Annotated in this window: 13 protein-coding genes and 1 tRNA gene; 1 reads left to right on the top strand and 13 read right to left on the bottom strand. The window is 70.8% G+C overall.

Translation table 11 applies throughout. From position 1 onward, the window contains the following. Positions 1-37: 37 nt before the first annotated feature. Positions 38-1,492 (bottom strand): benzaldehyde dehydrogenase, encoded by a 1,455-nt coding sequence (locus OH735_RS32515; protein ID WP_406385230.1) that lies wholly within the window; start codon positions 1,490-1,492, stop codon positions 38-40. A gap of 140 nt (positions 1,493-1,632) precedes the next feature. Further along, positions 1,633-3,213, bottom strand: coding sequence for a benzoylformate decarboxylase (gene mdlC / locus OH735_RS32510; RefSeq protein WP_406385229.1), 1,581 nt, complete (start codon positions 3,211-3,213; stop codon positions 1,633-1,635). Between the two features lie 96 nt (positions 3,214-3,309). Here mdlC and OH735_RS32505 point away from each other — a divergent pair, with 96 nt between their 5' ends. Next, positions 3,310-4,245: a LysR substrate-binding domain-containing protein gene (locus OH735_RS32505; RefSeq protein ID WP_406385228.1), complete on the top strand. Its 936-nt coding sequence runs from the start codon at positions 3,310-3,312 to the stop codon at positions 4,243-4,245. Between the two features lie 110 nt (positions 4,246-4,355). Here the strand turns inward: OH735_RS32505 and OH735_RS32500 are convergent. The 11 genes from OH735_RS32500 to OH735_RS32450 form a co-directional block, all read right to left on the bottom strand. Beyond that, positions 4,356-4,443 (bottom strand) — tRNA-Leu (locus tag OH735_RS32500). Between the two features lie 394 nt (positions 4,444-4,837). Further along, positions 4,838-5,989, bottom strand: a complete 1,152-nt coding sequence (locus OH735_RS32495) for a sugar phosphate isomerase/epimerase family protein (RefSeq protein ID WP_406385227.1) — start codon at positions 5,987-5,989, stop codon at positions 4,838-4,840. Positions 5,990-6,038: 49 nt separating this feature from the next. Then, on the bottom strand, positions 6,039-7,466 hold the full coding sequence (locus tag OH735_RS32490; RefSeq protein WP_406385226.1) for a nucleotide pyrophosphatase/phosphodiesterase family protein: 1,428 nt from the start codon (positions 7,464-7,466) through the stop codon (positions 6,039-6,041). Then, positions 7,463-8,638: a metabolite traffic protein EboE gene (gene eboE, locus OH735_RS32485; protein ID WP_406385225.1), complete on the bottom strand. Its 1,176-nt coding sequence runs from the start codon at positions 8,636-8,638 to the stop codon at positions 7,463-7,465. Before eboE ends, OH735_RS32490 begins: the two co-directional genes overlap by 4 nt. Positions 8,639-8,642: 4 nt before the next feature. Continuing rightward, entirely contained in the window at positions 8,643-9,491 is an 849-nt protein-coding gene (locus tag OH735_RS32480; protein ID WP_406385224.1) for a TatD family hydrolase, read from the bottom strand. Next, a complete protein-coding gene (locus tag OH735_RS32475; protein WP_406385223.1) occupies positions 9,491-10,159 on the bottom strand; it encodes an EboA domain-containing protein in 669 nt (222 codons plus the stop codon). The genes OH735_RS32480 and OH735_RS32475 overlap by 1 nt, the downstream gene beginning before the upstream one ends. Positions 10,160-10,183: 24 nt before the next feature. Next, positions 10,184-11,041: a sugar phosphate isomerase/epimerase family protein gene (locus OH735_RS32470; RefSeq protein ID WP_406385222.1), complete on the bottom strand. Its 858-nt coding sequence runs from the start codon at positions 11,039-11,041 to the stop codon at positions 10,184-10,186. Then, positions 11,038-12,078 (bottom strand): SCO3242 family prenyltransferase, encoded by a 1,041-nt coding sequence (locus tag OH735_RS32465; RefSeq protein ID WP_406385221.1) that lies wholly within the window; start codon positions 12,076-12,078, stop codon positions 11,038-11,040. Before OH735_RS32465 ends, OH735_RS32470 begins: the two co-directional genes overlap by 4 nt. Then, positions 12,075-13,193, bottom strand: coding sequence for an inositol-3-phosphate synthase (locus OH735_RS32460; RefSeq protein WP_406385220.1), 1,119 nt, complete (start codon positions 13,191-13,193; stop codon positions 12,075-12,077). Before OH735_RS32460 ends, OH735_RS32465 begins: the two co-directional genes overlap by 4 nt. 216 nt (positions 13,194-13,409) lie before the next feature. Further along, positions 13,410-17,132 carry a ThuA domain-containing protein gene (locus OH735_RS32455; RefSeq protein WP_406385219.1) on the bottom strand — a complete coding sequence of 1,241 codons (3,723 nt, stop codon included), beginning with the start codon at positions 17,130-17,132 and terminating at the stop codon, positions 13,410-13,412. 320 nt (positions 17,133-17,452) lie between these two features. Next, positions 17,453-18,457 carry a sugar phosphate isomerase/epimerase family protein gene (locus OH735_RS32450; RefSeq protein ID WP_406385218.1) on the bottom strand — a complete coding sequence of 335 codons (1,005 nt, stop codon included), beginning with the start codon at positions 18,455-18,457 and terminating at the stop codon, positions 17,453-17,455. Positions 18,458-18,461: the final 4 nt, after the last annotated feature.

Here is an 18,461-nt window from a genome sequence, read left to right as displayed (position 1 = left end):
CCCTGGGGCGGCTACGGGAGACGGAGTGCGAAGCGGGTCAGAACGGGTAGTCGGCGATGTCGGGGCGGACGGTGACCCACTGGGTCTCGGTGAACGCCTCGACGTTGGCCGCGGCGCCGCCGAAGCGGGAGCCGGTGCCGGATGCCTTCACGCCGCCGAAGGGCGCGTTGGGCTCGTCGGCCACGGTCTGCTCGTTGATGTGGACCTTGCCGGACTCGATCCGGTCGGCGAGCTTCATCGCGGTGCCGACGTCGCCGAGGATGCCGACGGACAGGCCGAACTCGCAGTCGTCGACGATGCGCGCGGCCTCCTCCAGCGTCGAGAAGCCGATGACCGGTGCGACGGGGCCGAAGACCTCCTCGCGCCAGGCAGGCATGTCCGTGGTCACGTCACTCAGCACGGTGGCCCGGTAGCAGGCACCGGAGATCTCGCCGCCCGCGGCGAGCGTGGCGCCCGCCGCGACGCTCTCGGTGACGATGCCGTGCACGCGCTCCAGCTGCCGGCGGTCGATGATCGGGCCGAGGGCCACGTCCTCGCGGGCGGGGTCGCCGACCGGCAGCGCACGGGCCTTCGCCGCGAGCACGGCCGTGTACTCCTCCACCAGTGACTCGTGGACGATGTGGCGGCCGGTCGTCATGCAGATCTGGCCCTGGTGCAGGTACGAACCGAACGCGCCGGCCGATGCCGCCTTCTGCACATCGGCACCGGGCAGCACGACCAGAGCGTTGTTTCCGCCGAGCTCCAGGTGGGCCCGCTTCAGGAGGCGACCCGCCCGCTCGCCGATGGCCCGCCCGACCGGCGTCGAACCGGTGAAGGAGATCACCCGGACCTCCGGGGCCTCGACGACCGCCTGCCCGACCGCGCCGTCGCCCGGCAGCAGGTGCAGCACACCGGCCGGCAGTCCGGCCTCCTCGAAGATGCGCGCGATGACGACGCCGCCGGTCACCGTGGTGCGCGGATCCGGCTTGAGCAGCACCGCGTTGCCCAGGGCGAGCGCGGGCGCCACCGAACGCAGGCCGAGGATGAGGGGGAAGTTGAAGGGAGCGATGACGCTCACGACACCGGCGGGGCGGCGGCGGGCGAGCGACCAGCGCGCCTCCTCGGTGGTGAGCACCTCGCCCTGCGGGTGCGTGGGCAGCGACGCGCATTCGAAGCACTCCCCCACGGCGAGCTGGACCTCGAAACCCGCCTTGGCGCGCACCGAACCGGCCTCGCGCACGAGCCAGTCCTCGATCTCCGCCGCATGCTCGTTGAACAGCTCGCCCGCACGGCGCAGCACCGCGGCCCGTGCCTGCGGCGAGGTCGCGGCCCACGCCCGCTGCGCCTCGGCGGCACGGGCGGCGGCGCGGTGCGCGTCCTTCTCCGTGGCCAGGCCCACGGTGCCGAGCTGGGCACCGGTCGCCGGTTCGACCACCGGGTGGCCGGAGGCGGATTCCTGCCAACCGTCGCTGTAGAGCTTCCCGCCCCAGACGGCGCTGTCCAGGAGTGTCATCGATCTGCCTTTCCTCGAACTCTACGAACTCTTCGTGCTCTTCGTGCTCTTCGTGCCCTTCGCACTATTCAGGCACTTCGAACTCTTCGGGCACTTGGGGTACTTCAGGCACTTGCGGTACTTGCCGTGCGTCGAATTGGCTACGACGGCGTGGTGAGCACCGTGTCCACCTGCACGAGGCGCGGGTGGTCGGGGTGCTCGGCGAGCACGGCCCGCAGTTCCTCCGCACTGCGGACGTGCTGCGACGCGACGCCGTAGCCCTCCGCGATGCGGGTGAAGTCCAGGCCCGGAATGTCCAGGCCGGGCGCGTCCGGGACGCCCAGGAGTCCGCCGAACCAACGCAGGGCGCCGTACGTGCCGTTGCGCAGCAGCACCACGGTCAGCGGCACTCGGTGCTGGGCCGCGGTCCACAGGGCGGTGATGCCGTAGTTGGCGGAGCCGTCGCCGACGACCCCGACGACGGGCCGGTCCGGTTGGCCCATCGCGACGCCGACCGCGCCGGGCAGCCCGAAGCCGAGCCCTCCGGCGGCCGGGAAGTAGTAGGAACCGGACCTGCGCAGGTCCATCTGCCGCCACCACGCGGAGTTCGTGGACGTGGACTCGACCACGTACGCGGTGTCGCGGGGCATCCGGTCGCGCAGCGCCGCGAACACCTCCTCCGGGTGCAGCCGATCGCCCTCGGCCGTCGGCGGCTCGGGGTCGGGCCGGTACTCGCCCGCGGCCTCGCCGGGTGCGTCCAGCGCGTTCACCAGCAGGTCGATGACGGCGCCGGGCGCGGCGACGAGCGCCTCGCCCATCGGCGCCCGCGCGGCGGCGGAGGCGTCGTCGGTCACCTGGATCAGGCGGGTGCCCTCCGGCAGGTATCGGCCCGGGAGGTACTCGTGGTAGCGGAACGCCGGGGCGCCGAGCACGAGTACGAGGTCATGGCCCTCGAACGCCTCCGATACGGGCTTGATGCCGGCGGGCAGCACGCCCCGGAACAGCGGGTGCCGGTTGGGGAAGGGCAGCCGGAACAGCGACGGCGCGGCCCACACCGGGCTGCCCAGGCGCTCGGCGAGCCGGACGGCGTCGTCGAAGAGACCGGCCGAGTCGATGTCGCCGCCGAGCACGAGCAGCGGCCGCCGCGCCCCGGTCACCCGCTCGACGAGCCGGCGGGCCTGCTCACCGCTGGGCGCCGAACCACGCTCGACCTGCCGGTCGAGGATGGGGAGGCAGTTCTCGCCGGCCTCGGCGGCCCAGTCGTCGTAGGGAACGGAGAGGTACGTCGGCCGCCGCTGCAACTCGGCCTCGAACAGGGCCTGCGCGAGCGCACGCGGTACGTCCTCGGCGCACGCGGGCTCCGCCGCCCAGCCCACGAGGGGCTTCATGAGCGCGGGTGCGTCGACGCTCGCCAGGTTGGCCTCGGGACCGATGGCGGGCCGTACCTGCTGGCCGGCGACGACCACCATGGGCGTACGGGAGGCGACCGCGTTGGTCAGCGCGCCCATGGCGTTGCCGGAGCCGGAGGCGGCGTGCAGGTTGACCAGGACGGGGCGGCCGGTCGCCTGCGCGTAGCCGTCGGCCATACCGACCACCGCGCCCTCGTGAAGACCGAGGACATAGCGGAAGCTGTCGGGCAGTTCGGCGAGGAAGGGCAGCTCGTTCGAGCCGGGGTTGCCGAAGATGGTGGTGAGTCCTCGGCGCTCCAGGAGCTCATGGGAGACACGGCGTACGGACGGCACGGACGTTCCTTACGTTGTTGGTGGCGGACACGCTAGGCAACGCTCCGACTTAGGCACCAATAGATGTTGCGGATCTGCGATATAGAGTTCATCGATATGAGCAACTTCGATCTCAACCTCACCCGGGTCTTCGTGCTGCTGTACGAGACCGGCAGCGTCACGGCCACCGCCGAGACGCTGCACGTGACACAGCCGACCGTCAGCTACAGCCTGGGGAAGTTGCGGCGGCATTTCGGCGACGAGCTGTTCCGGCGCACCGGGCGCGGGCTGACCCCGACCGCGGGCGCGCGCCGGCTGTACGAACCGTTGCAGCATGCTCTCGCGGAGATCGACGGAACCGTGCGCCAGGGCGACGACTTCGACCCCGAGACGATGTCGGGCCGCTTCACCATCGCCCTCTCGGACCTGGGCGAGACGTCGTTGCTGCCCCGGCTCCTGGCGAAGGCGCACGAACGGGCGCCCCGCGTCTCGTTCACCATCCAGCCGCTCGACGTGGCCGACGCGGAGGGCCAGCTGCGCCGGGGCGAGCTGGACGCGTTCGTGGCCACCCCGGTGCTGAGTTCACACCGGACCGTGCGGATTCCCCTCTTCCGGGAGCGCTACGTCGGGATGGTCTCGGCCGACCACCCCCGGGTGACGGGCGACTCGATCAGCCTCCAGGCGCTGGCGGCGGAGCACCACGCGACCGTCCACGGCCCCAGCGGTCACGCCGCGCCGCACACCGCGCTGGCCGCGAACGGACTCCTGGACCGGGTCGCCGTCGACGCCACGCGCTTCTCGATGCTCCCGTACCTGCTGGAGCAGACCGACCTGATCGCCTTCGTCCCCGAGTTCGTAGGGGAGGTCTTCACCGCCTCCCACCGCCTGCGCCTGGTACGCCTCCCGTTCGAGGCGGAGCCGGTGGAAGTGGCTCTCTACGCGCGCCACGAGGCCTCGCGCAGCCCCTCGCAGCGGTGGCTCGTCCAGTTCATGACCGAGGTACTGGGCGAGCGGGTGAGCCCCGCGCAACTGCCCCCTTCAGCCGACCGGTAGCCGGCCGAGCCCACGCCCGCACCTGCACCCGCGTCCACGTCCGCACAGCACAAAGCCCCGGTCGGGATCACTCCCGGCCAGGGCCTGGTTGGTAAAACAGCTGTAGTAGCTGGTGTCCGAGGGGGGACTTGAACCCCCACGCCCGATAAAGGGCACTAGCACCTCAAGCTAGCGCGTCTGCCATTCCGCCACCCGGACCAGGTGGTCGGCCCCGGTTTCCCGCGGCGACATGGAAAACAATACCAGGGGTTCGGGGTGGCTCTCACCTGCGTTTCCGGTGGTCAGTGCGGTGCGGTGGGCGCCCTCGGTGCAATCCGGCGGACTTTCCCCCCTCCGAACGCACAGTCCGCCACAGGATACTTACACACGGTATCGATCAGCGGTCACGGCATCGGGTGACGGTCCGGAAAGTTGCCCGGCAGCCGCTCCCCCGCCGGGCGCGGTTCGCGGTGCTGGTCGGGCACCGTACGCTCCGGGCGACTGCCGTGGAGCGTACGGTGCCTGACGTCACCGGGCGGGCGTTTGCGCTGTTCCCCGGTGTTCAGGAATTCGGGGTGCGGCGCGGACCGCCCCTCCGGTGCCGCCGACGGACCTACTTGCGCAGCGCCGCCAAGTTGTCGTAACCGGTCCGCGCATGGTTCAGGGACTGCGCGGGGACGGTCGAGCTCGGTGCGTTGTCCTGCTCGACCATCGGGTTGTGGTAGTTCTTCGCCCCGACGCGGCGGAAGAACGTGCGGTAGTCGATGACCCCGGTACCGAAGGGGACCATGTCGTAGCCCTGGCCGCTGGTGGTGTTGACGACGCCGTCCTTGGCGTGGAACAGCGGGTAGCGCTTGGTGTTGCCGCGGACCAGCGCCGCCGGGTCGAAGATGTTCTCCTGCTGCGACCCGTCGTGCGCCGTGTAGGTGTGGAACTTGTACTGGGCGACGTGCGCCCAGTAGATGTCCATCTCCAGCCATACGGACTTCGGGTCGGTGACCTGAAGGAAGTACTCCAGCTTGCGGATGCCGGAGCTGCGGGTGGGGCGGCCCTGTGCGTCCAGCGGACCGCCGTCGAGCAGGAAGCCGTAGGCCGCGTCGTGGTTGTGGGTGTACAGCTTGATGCCCGCACCCTGAGCGATCTGTCCCATCGTGTTCCACTTGTCGGCGGCCACGTCCCAGTCGGCACGGTAGGCGCTGCCGGTGGGGTCGCCACCGGTGCCCATGTGCTCCATGCCGAGGATGTTCGCTATCTCGAGGTGACGCTTGAACCGGTCCAGGTCGCTCTGGTTCAGCGGCCAGGACGACGGGATGAAGCCGTGGTTGCCCTGGGCGCGCAGACCGTACTCGTCCAGCCACGAGCGCAGCAGCTTCGCGCCTTCCACCGTTTCGAGGTTGCTTCCACCGGGTGCGTTGGCGTGCTGGCCGTACCCGGCGAACTCGACCTGCCGGTAGCCGTAGCGGGCCAGCTCCCCGAAGACCTCACGGAAGCCCGAGGGAAGGTCGGTGGTGAGCGGATCCCGGCCCGTGGCGTCGCGCACGGTGTACAGGATGATCCCTCGTCTGTCCGCCGGGACCAGAGCCAGGCCGACGCCCTTCCCCTGGTCGGGGGCGGGCTGGGCAAGGGCCGGCGACGCGCCGAAGGCGGGCGCGGCGATCGCCGCTGCCGCAGCGGCCGTGCAGGTACTCAGAAAGCGGCGGCGACTGACGCCGAGGCTGCGGCGCAGGGCGCCGTCCGTTCCGGATTCGTCGTTGTACGCGGTCACGGTCTCTCTCTTTCTCGAAGATGCTCGAAACGCTGTGCACGGACCGATCTCATGCGAGGCCGGCAAGCGTGAGGAGCAAGGACTTCACCTCGGTGGCCCGGACGGGTCCGGTGAACGCATGGGGGGTGGAACAGAGGATGAGCGGACCTTCTTCGTCGCTCATGGGGAGGCGGCCGTGGCTGCCGCGAATGGGTGACGGGTCGAGGGGCACGACCGCCATGCGGTAGCGCATGCCGAGTTTCTTGCGGGCCACGGCGGTGGCCGCCTTCACCCGGACGTACGGGTCCTGGGGGTCCAGGAAGAGTTCGACGGGGTCGTAGCCGGGTTTGCGGTGGATCTCGACGAGCTGTGCGAAGTCGGGCGCGTGGGCGTCGTCGAGCCAGTAGTAGTACGTGAACCAGGCATCCGGTTCGGCGACGGCGACGAGTTCTCCGGAGCGGGGGTGGTCCAGGCCATTGGCCTTCTTGCCCTCGTCGTCGAGGAGCTGCTCGATGCCCGGGAGGTCCTGGAGGGCTTCGCGGGTCGCTTCGAGGTCCTCGGGGCGGCGTACGTAGACGTGGGCGAGCTGGTGGTCGGCGACGGCGAAGGCGCGGGAGGCCATCGGGTCGAGGTACTCCATGCCGTCCTGGGTGTGGACCTCCAGGAGGCCGGCGCGGCGCAGGGCCCGGTTGATGTCGACGGGCCGGTCGACGCGCGTGATCCCGTACTCGGAGAGGGCGACGACGGTGCGGCCCTCACGGCGGGCGTCGTCCAGGAGGGGTGCCACGGCCCGGTCGAGATCGGTGGCGGCGCGGTGGGAGCGGGGATCGTCGGGGCCGTAGCGCTGCAGGTCGTAGTCGAGATGCGGGAGGTAGCACAGGGCCAGGTCGGGGTGGCGGGTGTCGAGGATGTGCCGGGTCGCGTCGATGATCCACTGGGAGGAGACGAGGTCGGCGCCGGGTCCCCAGAAGTGGAAGAGGGGGAACGTGCCGAGTTTCTCGGTGAGTTCGTCGTGCAGGGCGGGCGGCCGGGTGTAGCAGTCGGGTTCCTTACGGCCGTCGGCGTAGTAGACGGGTCGTGGGGTGACGGTGATGTCGGTGTCGGCGCCCATCGCGTACCACCAGCAGATGTTGGCGACGGTGTAGCCGGGGTGGGCGCGGCGGGCGGCGTCCCAGAGTTTGTCTCCGGCGACCAGACCGTTGTGCTGGCGCCAGAGCAGGATGTCACCGAGCTCGCGGAAGTACCAGCCGTTGGCGACGATGCCGTGCTCGGCGGGGGTGGTGCCGGTGAGGAAGGTGGACTGGGCGGCGCAGGTGACGGCGGGGAGGACGGTGCCGAGGGGGGCGTGGGTGCCGGACTGCCCCAGGGCCTTGAGGTGGGGCATGTGGTCGAGGAGTTGCGGGGTGAGGCCGACGACGTCGAGAACGAGGAGGGGAATGGGTGCGGTGGGTTCGGTGGCCGTAGTGGTCTGCTCGGCCGGGTGCTCGGCTGCGGTCATGGGAGCTCCTTGAGGCCGAGGTCGACCAGGAGGTCGCGGGCGAGGGTGAGTTCGGCGGCGATGCCGTCGGCGAGCTGGGTGCGGGTGCGCGGGCGCAGCGCGGCCGGTAACGCCTGCCAGGTGTACGTCTCGACCTCCAGGTGCCGGGTGAGGGGCCGGGCGCCACCGACGAGCCGGGTCAGCGTGGACCGCAGGACGGGAAGGGTGGAGGTGAGTGGTGGTGCCGGGGGTGCGTGCAGGGGGACGTGGAAGTGGGCGCGCCACGGGGCGCCGTCGGGCAGGACCCGGCCGGTGAGCGCCGCGGCGAGGTCGTCGGTGCCGCGCAGTCCGGCGGCGGTGCTGGTACGGGTCTGGTGGAGGAAGCGGGGCTCGGCGAAGGCGGCGAGCGCGGCGCGTACCTCGGGGAGGTGGGGGTGTTCGGCGTGCAGTGCGGCGGAGAGCTGTGCCTTGGCGACCGGGATGCCCGCTGTGCGGAGCGCGTCGACGGCGGTGTTGGGGTCCTCGAAGGAGGTTGCCAGGTGGCAGGTGTCGATGCAGATGCCGATGCGTGGGTGTCCGACGGCGGTGAGGGGTGCGATGGCGTCGGCGGTGGTCTCGACGGTGCAGCCCGGCTCGGGTTCGAGGCCGATGCGGATGGATTTGCCGGTGAGCTCGGCCAGCGCGTCGAGGCGTTCCGCGAGGGTGGTGAGCGCGGTGCGGGCGAGAGCGGCGGCCTCGGCGTCCGTGTCGAAGGGGGTGCGCCAGGCTATGGGAAGGGTGGAGATGGTTCCTTCGGTGACGTCGTCGGGGAGCAGGCCGGCGAGGAGCCGGGCGAGGTCGGTGGTGTGGGCGAGCCGCTCGGGGTCGGTCCAGTCCGGTTTGTACACCCGGTACTTGACCTCGTCGGCGCCGAAGCCCTCGTACGGGAAGCCGTTGAGGGTGACGACCTCCAGGCCGCGCCGGTCCAGTTCGGCGCGCAGGGAGCGCAGTTGGGAGGGATCGTTGATCAGGCTGCGGGCGGCGTCCCTGGCCAGCCAGAGGCCGATGCCGAGCCTGTCCCGGCTCAGGCGTTTGCGGACCGGTTCACAGTGGTCGCGAAGTTGGGTCCGGACCCCGTCGAGCGTCTCGGCGGGGTGGACGTTGGTGCAGTACGCGAGGTGAACGGTGGAGCCGTCGGGGTGGCGGAAGCGCATCGCCTCACTCCCCGCCGCGCAGGATGGAGTTGCCCTCGTGGAGTGGTTGCGGTGCGACGATGTCGAGCTGGAGGCGGCCGCTCTGGCCGTAGAAGGCGACGGGGTTGCGCCAGAGCACCTGGTCGACGTCGTCCTCGTCGAATCCGGCGGCGAGCATCGCGTCGCCGACCTTGCGGGTCTTGAGCGGGTCGCTCCGGCCCCAGTCGGCGGCCGAGTTGACCAGGACCTTCTCGGTGCCGTGGCTCTTGAGGATCGCGATCATGCGGTCCTCGTCCATCTTGGTGTCGGGGTAGACGGAGAAGCCGGCCCAGCAGCCACTGTCAGCGGCATCCTTTACGGTCGTCTCATTGAGGTGATCGAGCAGGACCCGCTCCGGGGGGAGGTGGGATTCGCGGATGACGTCGAGGGTGCGGTGCAGCCCGGCGAGCTTGTCGCGGTGCGGGGTGTGTACGAGGGCGGGCAGGCCGTGGTCGGCGGCGAGCTGGAGCTGGGCGGCCAGGGCGGTGTCCTCGGCCGGGGTCATGGAGTCGTAGCCGATCTCGCCGACGGCGACGACGGAGTCCTTCACGAGATAGCGGGGCAGGGCGTCCAGGACGGGTGTGCAGCGGGGGTGGTTCGCCTCTTTGGGGTTGAGGGCGAGCGCGCAGTGGTGGGCTATGCCGTACTGGGCGGCGCGGAAGGGTTCCCAGCCGAGCAGGGCGTCGAAGTAGTCGAAGAAGCTGGCGGGCGAGGTGCGGGGCTGGCCGAGCCAGAAGGAGGGTTCCACGAGGGCGCGGACGCCCGCGTCGTACATCGCCTGGTAGTCGTCCGTGGTGCGGGAGGTCATGTGGATGTGGGGGTCGAAGATACGCATCAGGACTCCTCCGTGGGTGCCGCGGGGCCAGGGGTGGTGAGGTCGAGGACGCGGGTGAGACCGGCGGGGACACTGCGGCCCGCGGCGATACGTTCGGCCGCGAAGTCGCCGAGCATGCGGGCGAGTTCCGCGTCGCCGCGCGAGCGCCGGGCCAGTTGGTCGACGGCCTCGACGGGGACACCGGTGAAGAGGCATTTGAGAATGGCGTGGCGCCAGTTGTGCGCATCGAGATGGGCGGCCGCGTACGGTCCGACGGCCGCGGCGACCAGCCGGGTGTCATTGGTGCGCAGAGCGTCCTCGACGAGCGGAAGGGCGGTGGGGCCGAGGTTCAGCCGGTGCAGAGTGAGCAGGACGGCGCGTCGTTCGGCGGCGGTTCCCTGCTCGTACAGCCTGGTGAGGGCAGGCAGTGCGGCGCGGGCCTCGATGAGCAGCAGGGCGCGTACGGAGTCGGCGTGTTCGAGTCCGCAGTACCGGCCGGCGGCCGCGTACCGCAGCTCCCACGACGGTGCGGCGTTCGGGCTGCCGGGCCGCTGTTCGGTGTCTTGGTGGGAGGCGGCGTGTTCGGCCTCGGCGAGGGCCTCGTCGAGCCAGGCGCGTGCGGCTCCGCCGAGTTGGGCGTCGAGTTCCTTGCGGGTCAGCAGCCGGGTGGTCGTCGGGTTCATCGGCATGGCGTCGTCGCTCCCTTCGCGGTTTCAGCGTCCTGATGGGCCGTGCTTGCGGAGGAACTCGATGGAGGTGCGGGCGAGTTCGGGTCCGGCGTGGGAGTGACGGGGCAGCTCGACGACGGTCAGGCCGCGGTAGCCGGTGTCCGAGAGGGCGTCGAGCGCTTCGAGTACGGGCGGGAAGTCGATCTCGCCGTCGCCGAACGGAAGGTGTTCGTGGACACCGCTGCGCATGTCCTCGATCTGGACGTGCCGCAGCCAGGGGGCGGCGTCGCGGACACAGTCGGCGGGTGGGGCGGGCTCCAGGCATTGGCAGTGGCCGATGTCGAGGGTGAGTCCGAGCGGTGGTGGATCGCCGCTGAGGACGCGCAGGTGGTGGAAGTCGGCGAGGTCGGCGAGGAGGTGTCCGGGTTCGGGTTCGATGGCCAGGGGGATGCCGGAGCGGTCGGCGGCTTCCAGGACGGGGGCGAGGGAGTCGGCGAGCCGCTGCCAGGCGGTGTCGGGGGTGGTGTCCGGTGGGGTGATGCCGCTGAAGCAGTGCACGGCGTGGGCGCCGAGATCGGCGGCGATGCCGAACGCCCGGACGAGCAGCCGGGTGCGGGCGGCGCGGGCCTCGGGGTCCGGGTCGAGGAGGGACGGGCCGTGCTTGCGGCGGGGGTCGAGGATGTACCGGGCCCCGGTCTCGACGGTGACGCCGAGGCCCAGCTCCTGGAGCCTGGACGCCACCCGACGGGTGCGGGCGCAGAGGTCCGGGGCGAGGGGGTCGAGGTGCATGTGGTCGAGGGTCAGGCCGACCCCGTCGTAGCCGAGGTCGGCGAGGAGGCCGAGGGCGTCGTCCAGGCGGAGGTCGGTGAGTCCGTTGGTGCCGTAGCCGAAGCGGATCGTCATGTGGGGCTCACCTTCCGGGCGAGAGTGCGGGCGAGCGGGACGAGTCCCATGACGGCGAGCCCGGTTCCGGCTGCTCCGGCGCGGGCGGCCAGGGCTGCCTGGAGCGGGATCATCGCCCGGATGCCGCCGCCGACGGCGCGCTGGGTGAGCGGCGGCGACGGGTTGAGGGCGGCGTGGAGGAGGGGCCCGGCGGCGGTACGGAAGTAGCTGCCGGTGAGCGCGGTGAGGAGGAGGCGGGGGGTGGCGGACGCCGGGGTGGCCCGGGGCCGGTGCGAGAGGCCCGCCGTCCGCGTACGGCCGTGAGGCGCGTGCGGGAGCGTGTCCTCGGGCCTCCCCGGTTTCGGGAGTGCGCCCCCGGGCTCGCGCAGTGCCGCGGCGCCCAGCGCGGTGACGGCCGCGAGCGCGGCCAGGGGGACGGTGGTGGATCCGCCCTGCGCCTCGTGCCGGGAGACGGCGGTGACGGCGTAGGTGTGCGCACCGAGCAGTCCGGCCGCCGGGAGAGCGCTGCGCATGCCGCCGAGCATCCCGCCGCGCGCAGCCGCACCAGGGTCCGGGCCCGGGCCCGGACCCGAGCCCTTCGGTGTCTTCGCGGTCCCCGTGGCCGTGGCTCCGAGCAGGAGATCCAGTCCTCGCGCCGCCGCCATCGCCGCCGGTCCCGCCGGGGTGTGTTTGAGCCGGAGGTCGTACGCCCAGACCGTCGCCGCCAGCCCCGTGGCGACCGCGAGGGCCGGGCGGCCGGCCCGGGCGGCGAGGCCCAGGCCCGCGGCCGTCAGCGCGCCCGCCGCCGCGAGGGCCGCGCCGGGGGCGATCCGTCCCGAGGGGATCGGCCGGTGCGGGCGGTCGATGGCGTCCTCGTCACGGTCGGCCCAGTCGTTGAGGGCCATCCCCGCCTCGTACAGGCAGAGCGAGGCGCCGACGGCCAGCGCGGTGCCCCGGTCGGGGCGCAGGCCCCTTGCCGCGGCTCCGGCGAGCGCGTCGCCGGGGACGGTGAACAGCGCCGACACCCGCAGCAGTTCCGCCCAGGCCCGTACCGTCACTTCGCCCCCCGCAGCGTGTCGGCGAAGGCCAGCAGTTCCCCGTACTGCTCGAAGAGTGCGGCCGGGCCGCCGTCCGGGTCCTTGAAGTAGAAGCCGAGCTGGGGCAAGGGGCCGGTCAGTCCCTTCTCGTGGGCACGGGCGACCAGTCTCGCCAGGTCCAGGACCAGGGGTGCGGCCAGTGCGGAGTCGCACCCCTGCCAGGTGGTCTGGAGCACCATGCGCGCCCCGAGGAATCCGTCGAACGCGATGTGGTCCCACGCCGTCTTCCAGTCGCCGAGGGCCGGCACGTCGTCGATGTGGACCTCGCCCTCGGGCGTCGTTCCCAGCGTGTCGGCGAGGACGCGTTCCTTGCCGGCGTTCTTGGCGGCGGCCGCGCCCGGGTCGGCCAGCGCCGCTCCGTCCCCGCCGCCCAGCAGGTTGGTGCCCGACCAGGCCCGTACGGGCAGGGCGCGTTGCACGAACATCGGGGCGAGTACGGAGCGGAGCAGCGTCTGGCCGGTCTTGCCGTCGCGGCCCGCGTGAGGAAGTCCGCAGCCCGCGACGGCGTCCTGGAGCGCGGGGGTGCGCAGCCCGGTGGAGGGGGTGAAGTTGACGTACGGGCAGCCGGCCCGGAGCGCTGCCGCGGCATAGAGCGAGCTGGCGGCCATTCGCGGGTCGCCGGGGGCCGGGACGGATTCCGTGGAGGCGACGTTGACCACGACCGTCCTGGCCAGGCCGTTGCGGTGCCCGAAGTCGACGAGGTCGGCGGCGAAGGCGGTGATGAGTTCCTCGTCGCTGCGGGTGTCGCCGGGCAGCGGCCCGCCGGTCCGTATCTCCGCGTCGGCGGCAGCGAGTTCGGAACGGACGGCCTGCGGCAGTCCGTGCGGCAGCACTCCCCCGGCGGCGAGGGCCTCGGCCCGTTTGGGCAGGGGACAGCCGACGGTGTCGTGTCCGCCGAAGACGAGTGAGTCGAGGGCGGGCAGCCCGCTGTCGGCGAACGGCGTGGTCTCGGTGACCATGCCGGCCGCCGGGTGGAGCCCTGCCACCACCGCCGCGCACCCCGCCGCGGCGGTGGTGGCGACGGAACCACGTGCTCCGATGAACCAGACTCCGGTACGAACGGCGGATGCTGACACGGGCTGCCTCCCTGGCTGAGGGTGCTGGCTGGGCAGAGCGAGTGGCGCTGCGCAACGACGGAACAGAGTCGAAGAGGGAACCGGATCGAAGAGGGAACCGGATCGAAGGCGGAACAGGAACGACAAGGGAAGAGGAACGACGAAGCGAGACGGCCGGGTGGTGACGGCGGGTGGGGAGGTTTTCCCTTCCCCGCCCGCCGTCGGCCGGTGACCGCCCTACGCCGAGGGCAGTTCCTTCAGCTGGATGTTGCGGAAGGACACATGGTCATTGGCACCGTGGTTCTGGAGGCCGATGTAGCCGTCCTTCAGGCTCCGTACGGGATCGGTGTTGGTGAAGTCGTTGATCTTCACTCCGTTGAGGAAGACCTGGAGACGTTCGCCCTGGACCTTGATCTCGTAGCTGTTCCACTGGCCGGGCGGCCGCAGGGCCTCGTCGCGGGCCTTGATGTCCGCCGCCTTGAAGGTGTAGATCGAGCCCGTGGTGCGGTCGGGCGCGTCGGTGGCGTCGATCTGGACCTCGTAGCCGTTGTTCACCGCGGACCAGGGGTCGTCGGACTGCGGGAAGCCGACGAAGACACCGGAGTTGTCGTCGCCCTGCATCTTCCAGTCGAGCTTGAGCGAGTACGACCCGAGCTCCTTGGCCTGGTAGGTGAGCAGACCCATGCCGCCCACGGAGCGCAGTTCACCGTCGACGATGTCGAACTTTCCGGGGCCGGCCTGCTTCCACCCTGCGAGGGTCTTGCCGTTGAAGATCGACCGGTAGCCGGTGTCGGGCTTGCAGTCGGCCTTCACCTGACCGGCCGCGTACCGCATGCCGCCGAGCAGGAGTCCTCGGAAGGCCGGTTCGGCGTACGACTCCTTGGTGTGGCCGAGGCCGGTGTAGAAGGAGCGGCCGCCCTGGTATGCCTGGCACCAGGTGATCGGGTGGTCACCCTTCATGCTGCCGCCGGTGTAGGTCGTCTCGTCGAGTGTGGCGAGGACCTTGGCCTGACCGCGCGGGTTGGTGCGGTAGTTGTACCACTCGTCGGTGCGGTTCCACTCGTCGTCGAGGTGGGCGGTGGCCGGGTGCTTGTGGTCCTCGACGCGGACGGTGGCGGGCTGGATGGCGGGGTGCGAGGAGAAGTACGCCCCGACGAGTCCGCCGTAGAACGGCCAGTCGTACTCCGTGTCCGCCGCCGCGTGGACGCCCATGTAGCCTCCGCCGGTGGCCACGTAGTTCTCGAATGCCTTCTGCTGGTCGGCGTTGAGCACATCACCGGTCGTCGACAGGAAGACGACGGCGTCGTACCGCGCCAGGTTGTCCGTGGTGAACTGGCGGGCCTCCTCCGTCGCGTCGACGGTGATGTCGCTGCCCTTGCCGAGTTCCTTCAGCGCGGTGATGCCGGCGGGAATCGCGTCGTGGCGGAAGCCGGCTGTCTTCGAGAAGACCAGGACCCGCTTGGCGGCCTTGGCCGCGGTGCTGTGGGTGAGCTCGAAGTCGTCGACGTCGTACAGTGCTCCGTCGCCTCCCTTGAAGACGAGGAAGAGCTCGGTGGCCTTCTTGGGGACGTCGCGCAAGGTCACGTCGACGTTCTGGAAGGTCTCCCAGCCGCCGGTCACCGGTACCGGGGTCGAGCCCAGGAGCGTACCGGTCGCCGAGCCTGCCCGTACCTCCAGGAATCCTCCGCTGCCACCGGACGATATACGGGCGGTGAGCTTGTTGGAGTCGCCGAGGATGTACGGCTTGAAGGAGACCCAGTCGCCGTTGTTGATGTCGCCGACGGTCTTGCCGCCGTTGGCGGTCGCCTTGTTGTAGACCGTGATCCCGGACGAGGCGGTGAAGTGCTCGGCCTGGCGGTGCCTCGGCTGGAGCTGCGCCTGGTCGTGACCGGACAGGGATGCCTGGCCGCCGCCTCCGCCGTCCGTGTAGGAGGCGTCGATGACCCCGAAGATGTTGGCGTTCGGGTCGTGTCCGCCGTCGACGGCGGTCTTGATCACGCCGGAGCACCCGTTGACGGTGGTGATGGGGTGGCCGTGGCTGTCGTGGCCGAGGACGAAGCGGACCTCGACCTTGGAGCAGTCGATCGTGCCGTCCTCGGGATCGGTGACGGTCACCTTGAACGGGACATCGTCGCCGAAGGCGAACAACTGCCCGTCACCGGGGAGTTTCAGTTCCACCTTCGGTGCCGTGTTGCCGACCGTGACATGGACACTCGCGGAGGCGGTCCGGCCGGTCGGGTCCTTGGCGGTGACGGTGGCCGCGTAGGTGCCGTTCTTCTTGTACGTGTACGTGGGGTTGGCCGCCGTCGAGGTGCCGCCGTCACCGAAGTCCCAGGCGTACGTCAGCGGGTCGCCGTCCGGGTCGACGGTGCCCGCCGAGGAGAAGCTCACCTTGAGCGGCGTCGTGCCCGAGGTCTTGTCGGACGACGCGACGGCGTTGGGTGAGCGGCCGCCGGTGGCGTTCTCGATGCGGTAGAGACCGGAGTTCGCGTCGCCGCCGAACCAGCTGGTGCCGTAGTCGAGGACGTACAGGGCCCCGTCGGGTCCGAAGGCCATGTCCATCACCTGGGTCCCGGTCCACGGAACGGGGTTGATGGACTGGACGGTGCCGTCGGCGTCGTGCTTGATGGCCTTGATCCAGCGCCGGCCGAACTCTCCGGCGAAGAACTGCCCGTCGTAGGCCTCGGGGAACTTCACGGGCGAGTCGAGGTCGGCGTCGTAGTGGTAGACGGGGCCGCCCATCGGCGACTCCGAGCCGGTGCCGAACTCGGGCACGGATCCGCCGTCGTAGGGAATCCAGGCGGGCTGGGCGGGCGGCAGGTCCACGAGGCCGGTGTTGTGCGGCGAGGTGTTCTTCGGGGCGTTGCAGTCGAAGGACGCGCCGGACGTCTTCGTCGCGAAGTCGTAGTCGACGTAGGCGTCGTTCTTACCGGTGCAGAACGGCCAGCCGAGGTTGCCCGGCTCGGTCACCCGGGCGAACTCGACCTGGCCGGCCGGGCCGCGCTTGGGGTTGGCCGCGCCCGCGTCGGGCCCGTAGTCGCCGACGTAGAGGATGCCGGTGGCCTTGTCGACGGAGAACCGGAACGGGTTGCGCAAGCCCATCGCGTAGATCTCGGGGCGGGTCTTGTCCGTACCCGGTGCGAAGAGGTTCCCGTCGGGGATGGTGTACGAGCCGTCCTCGGCGACCTTGATCCGGAGAATCTTGCCGCGCAGGTCGTTGGTGTTGCCGGAGGTGCGCCTGGCGTCGAACGCCGGGTTGCGGTCGGGGCGCTCGTCGATCGGTGTGTAACCGTCGGAGGCGAACGGGTTGGAGTCGTCGCCGGTCGACAGATACAGGTTGCCCTGGGCGTCGAAGTCGATGTCGCCGCCGACGTGGCAGCAGATGCCGCGCGAGGCCGGGATGTCGAGGATCTTCTTCTCGCTGGCGTTGTCGAGGGTGCCGTCGGCCTTCAGGACGAAGCGCGAGAGGCGGTTCACCCCGTCGAACTTGGCGAAGTCGGCGGCCGTGCCGTTCTCGGGCGCGTCCCCGGAGGGGGTGTTCAGCGGGGGCGCGTAGTAGAGGTAGATGGCCCGGTTCTTGCTGAAGTCGGGGTCGATGGCGACGCCCTGGAGGCCCTCTTCGTCGTGCGAGTACACGGGGACGGACCCGACGACCCGGGTGTTTCCGCCGCTGTCGGTGAGGCGCAGCTCGCCGGTGCGCGAGGTGTGCAGCACGCTGCGGTCGGGGAGGACGGCGAGGGTCATGGGCTCGCCGGTCTCGGCCGCGCCCTTGGCGAGGGTGACCTGCTGGAATTCCTCGGCCGCGGCGTCGGCGGCGGCCGGCGACGCCGGTCCTTCCACGGCGGCGCCGGGCGAGGCGCCGAGGGTGAGGGTGGCCGCGGTGAGCAGGCCGCCGGTGAGCAGTGCGAGGGATGTACGGACGCGGAGCCGGGTTCTGCTCCTGTACCTGGTTATGTGCACGAGTGTCCTCCGGAGAGTGCCGGTGGTACGGGCGGGTGCTGCCGTGCCGTTCCGCGCGGGGGCTGCCGCGCAGGTCGTTCGGGGCCTGTAGGGCGCCCGCGACGCGAGTTATGCCATGTACACGTTGTGGACGGTATCCCTGTTCGTCCTGAACGGAAAGCCCTTACACAGCGGCCATGTTGAACTTTTCCCTGAGTCAGGACAAAGCGGGGTGAGGGCAGGGGCGAGCACGGGGTGGTGGCTGGGCTCCATCCCCCACCCCGCACGGCCCGCCCCTTCCCGGACCGGGGCCCGGGGACAACATCCCCGGGAAGGACCCGTCAGTCGCCACCCCCGAACGCCGCGTCGAACGATGCCGACGGCGGTTCGAAGTCGTACCGCTTCAGCGTAGAAAGCGCTTCCGGCGCACCTGCCAGCCGGTCCATCCCCGCGTCCTCCCACTCGACGGAGACCGGCCCCTCGTATCCGATGGAGCGGAGCATCCGGAAGACGTCCTCCCACGGCACGTCACCGTGCCCGGCGGAGACGAAGTCCCAGCCGCGCCGCGGGTCGCCCCACGGCAGATGGGAGCCGAGGCGGCCGTTGCGGCCGTCCAGGCGCTTGCGCGCCTCCTTGCAGTCCACGTGGTAGATGCGGTCCCGGAAGTCGTACAGGAAGTTGACCGGGTCGAGGTCCTGCCAGACGAAGTGGCTGGGGTCGAAGTTCAGCCCGAACGCGGCCCGGTGGCCGACGGCCTCCAGCGCGCGGTGGGTGGTCCAGTAGTCGTACGCGATCTCGCTGGGGTGCACCTCGTGGGCGAACCGCACGCCCTCCGCGTCGAAGACGTCCAGGATCGGGTTCCAGCGCTCGGCGAAGTCCTCGTACCCCCGCTCGATCATGTGCGGCGGGACCGGCGGGAACATCGCGACGAGGTGCCAGATCGAGGAGCCGGTGAAGCCGATGACCGTACGCACTCCGAAGGCGGCGGCCGCGCGGGCGGTGTTCTTGATCTCCTCGGCGGCACGGCGGCGTACCCCTTCGGGTTCACCGTCGCCCCAGATCCGCGCCGGGAGAATTCCCTGGTGCCGTTCGTCGATCGGACTGTCGCAGACGGCCTGGCCGACGAGGTGGTTGGAGATCGCCCAGCACTTCAACCCGTACTTGTCGAGCAATTTCCGCCGGTCGTCCAGGTAGCCGGGGTCCGCCAGGGCCTTGTCGACCTCGAAGTGGTCTCCCCAGCAGGCGAGTTCGAGACCGTCGTAGCCGAAGTCCCGGGCATGCCGGCAGACCTCCTCCAAGGGCAGGTCGGCCCACTGACCGGTGAAGAGCGTGAAGGGACGGGGCATGAGC

This window comes from Streptomyces sp. NBC_01618 (genome assembly GCF_045209435.1).
Taxonomy (GTDB): domain Bacteria; phylum Actinomycetota; class Actinomycetes; order Streptomycetales; family Streptomycetaceae; genus Streptomyces.
Note: the sequence above shows the minus strand (reverse complement) of the source record. Positions and strands in the feature narration are given on the sequence as shown.

Excerpts from the sequence above, each read along its gene's own strand:
- OH735_RS32515 (WP_406385230.1), bottom strand. The coding sequence starts at position 1,492 with ATGACACTCCTGGACAGCGCCGTCTGGGGCGGGAAGCTCTACAGCGAC.
- OH735_RS32505 (WP_406385228.1), top strand. The coding sequence starts at position 3,310 with ATGAGCAACTTCGATCTCAACCTCACCCGGGTCTTCGTGCTGCTGTAC.
- OH735_RS32490 (WP_406385226.1), bottom strand. The coding sequence starts at position 7,466 with ATGACCGCAGCCGAGCACCCGGCCGAGCAGACCACTACGGCCACCGAA.
- eboE (WP_406385225.1), bottom strand. The coding sequence starts at position 8,638 with ATGCGCTTCCGCCACCCCGACGGCTCCACCGTTCACCTCGCGTACTGC.
- OH735_RS32480 (WP_406385224.1), bottom strand. The coding sequence starts at position 9,491 with ATGCGTATCTTCGACCCCCACATCCACATGACCTCCCGCACCACGGAC.
- OH735_RS32475 (WP_406385223.1), bottom strand. The coding sequence starts at position 10,159 with ATGCCGATGAACCCGACGACCACCCGGCTGCTGACCCGCAAGGAACTC.
- OH735_RS32470 (WP_406385222.1), bottom strand. The coding sequence starts at position 11,041 with ATGACGATCCGCTTCGGCTACGGCACCAACGGACTCACCGACCTCCGC.
- OH735_RS32450 (WP_406385218.1), bottom strand. The coding sequence starts at position 18,457 with ATGCCCCGTCCCTTCACGCTCTTCACCGGTCAGTGGGCCGACCTGCCC.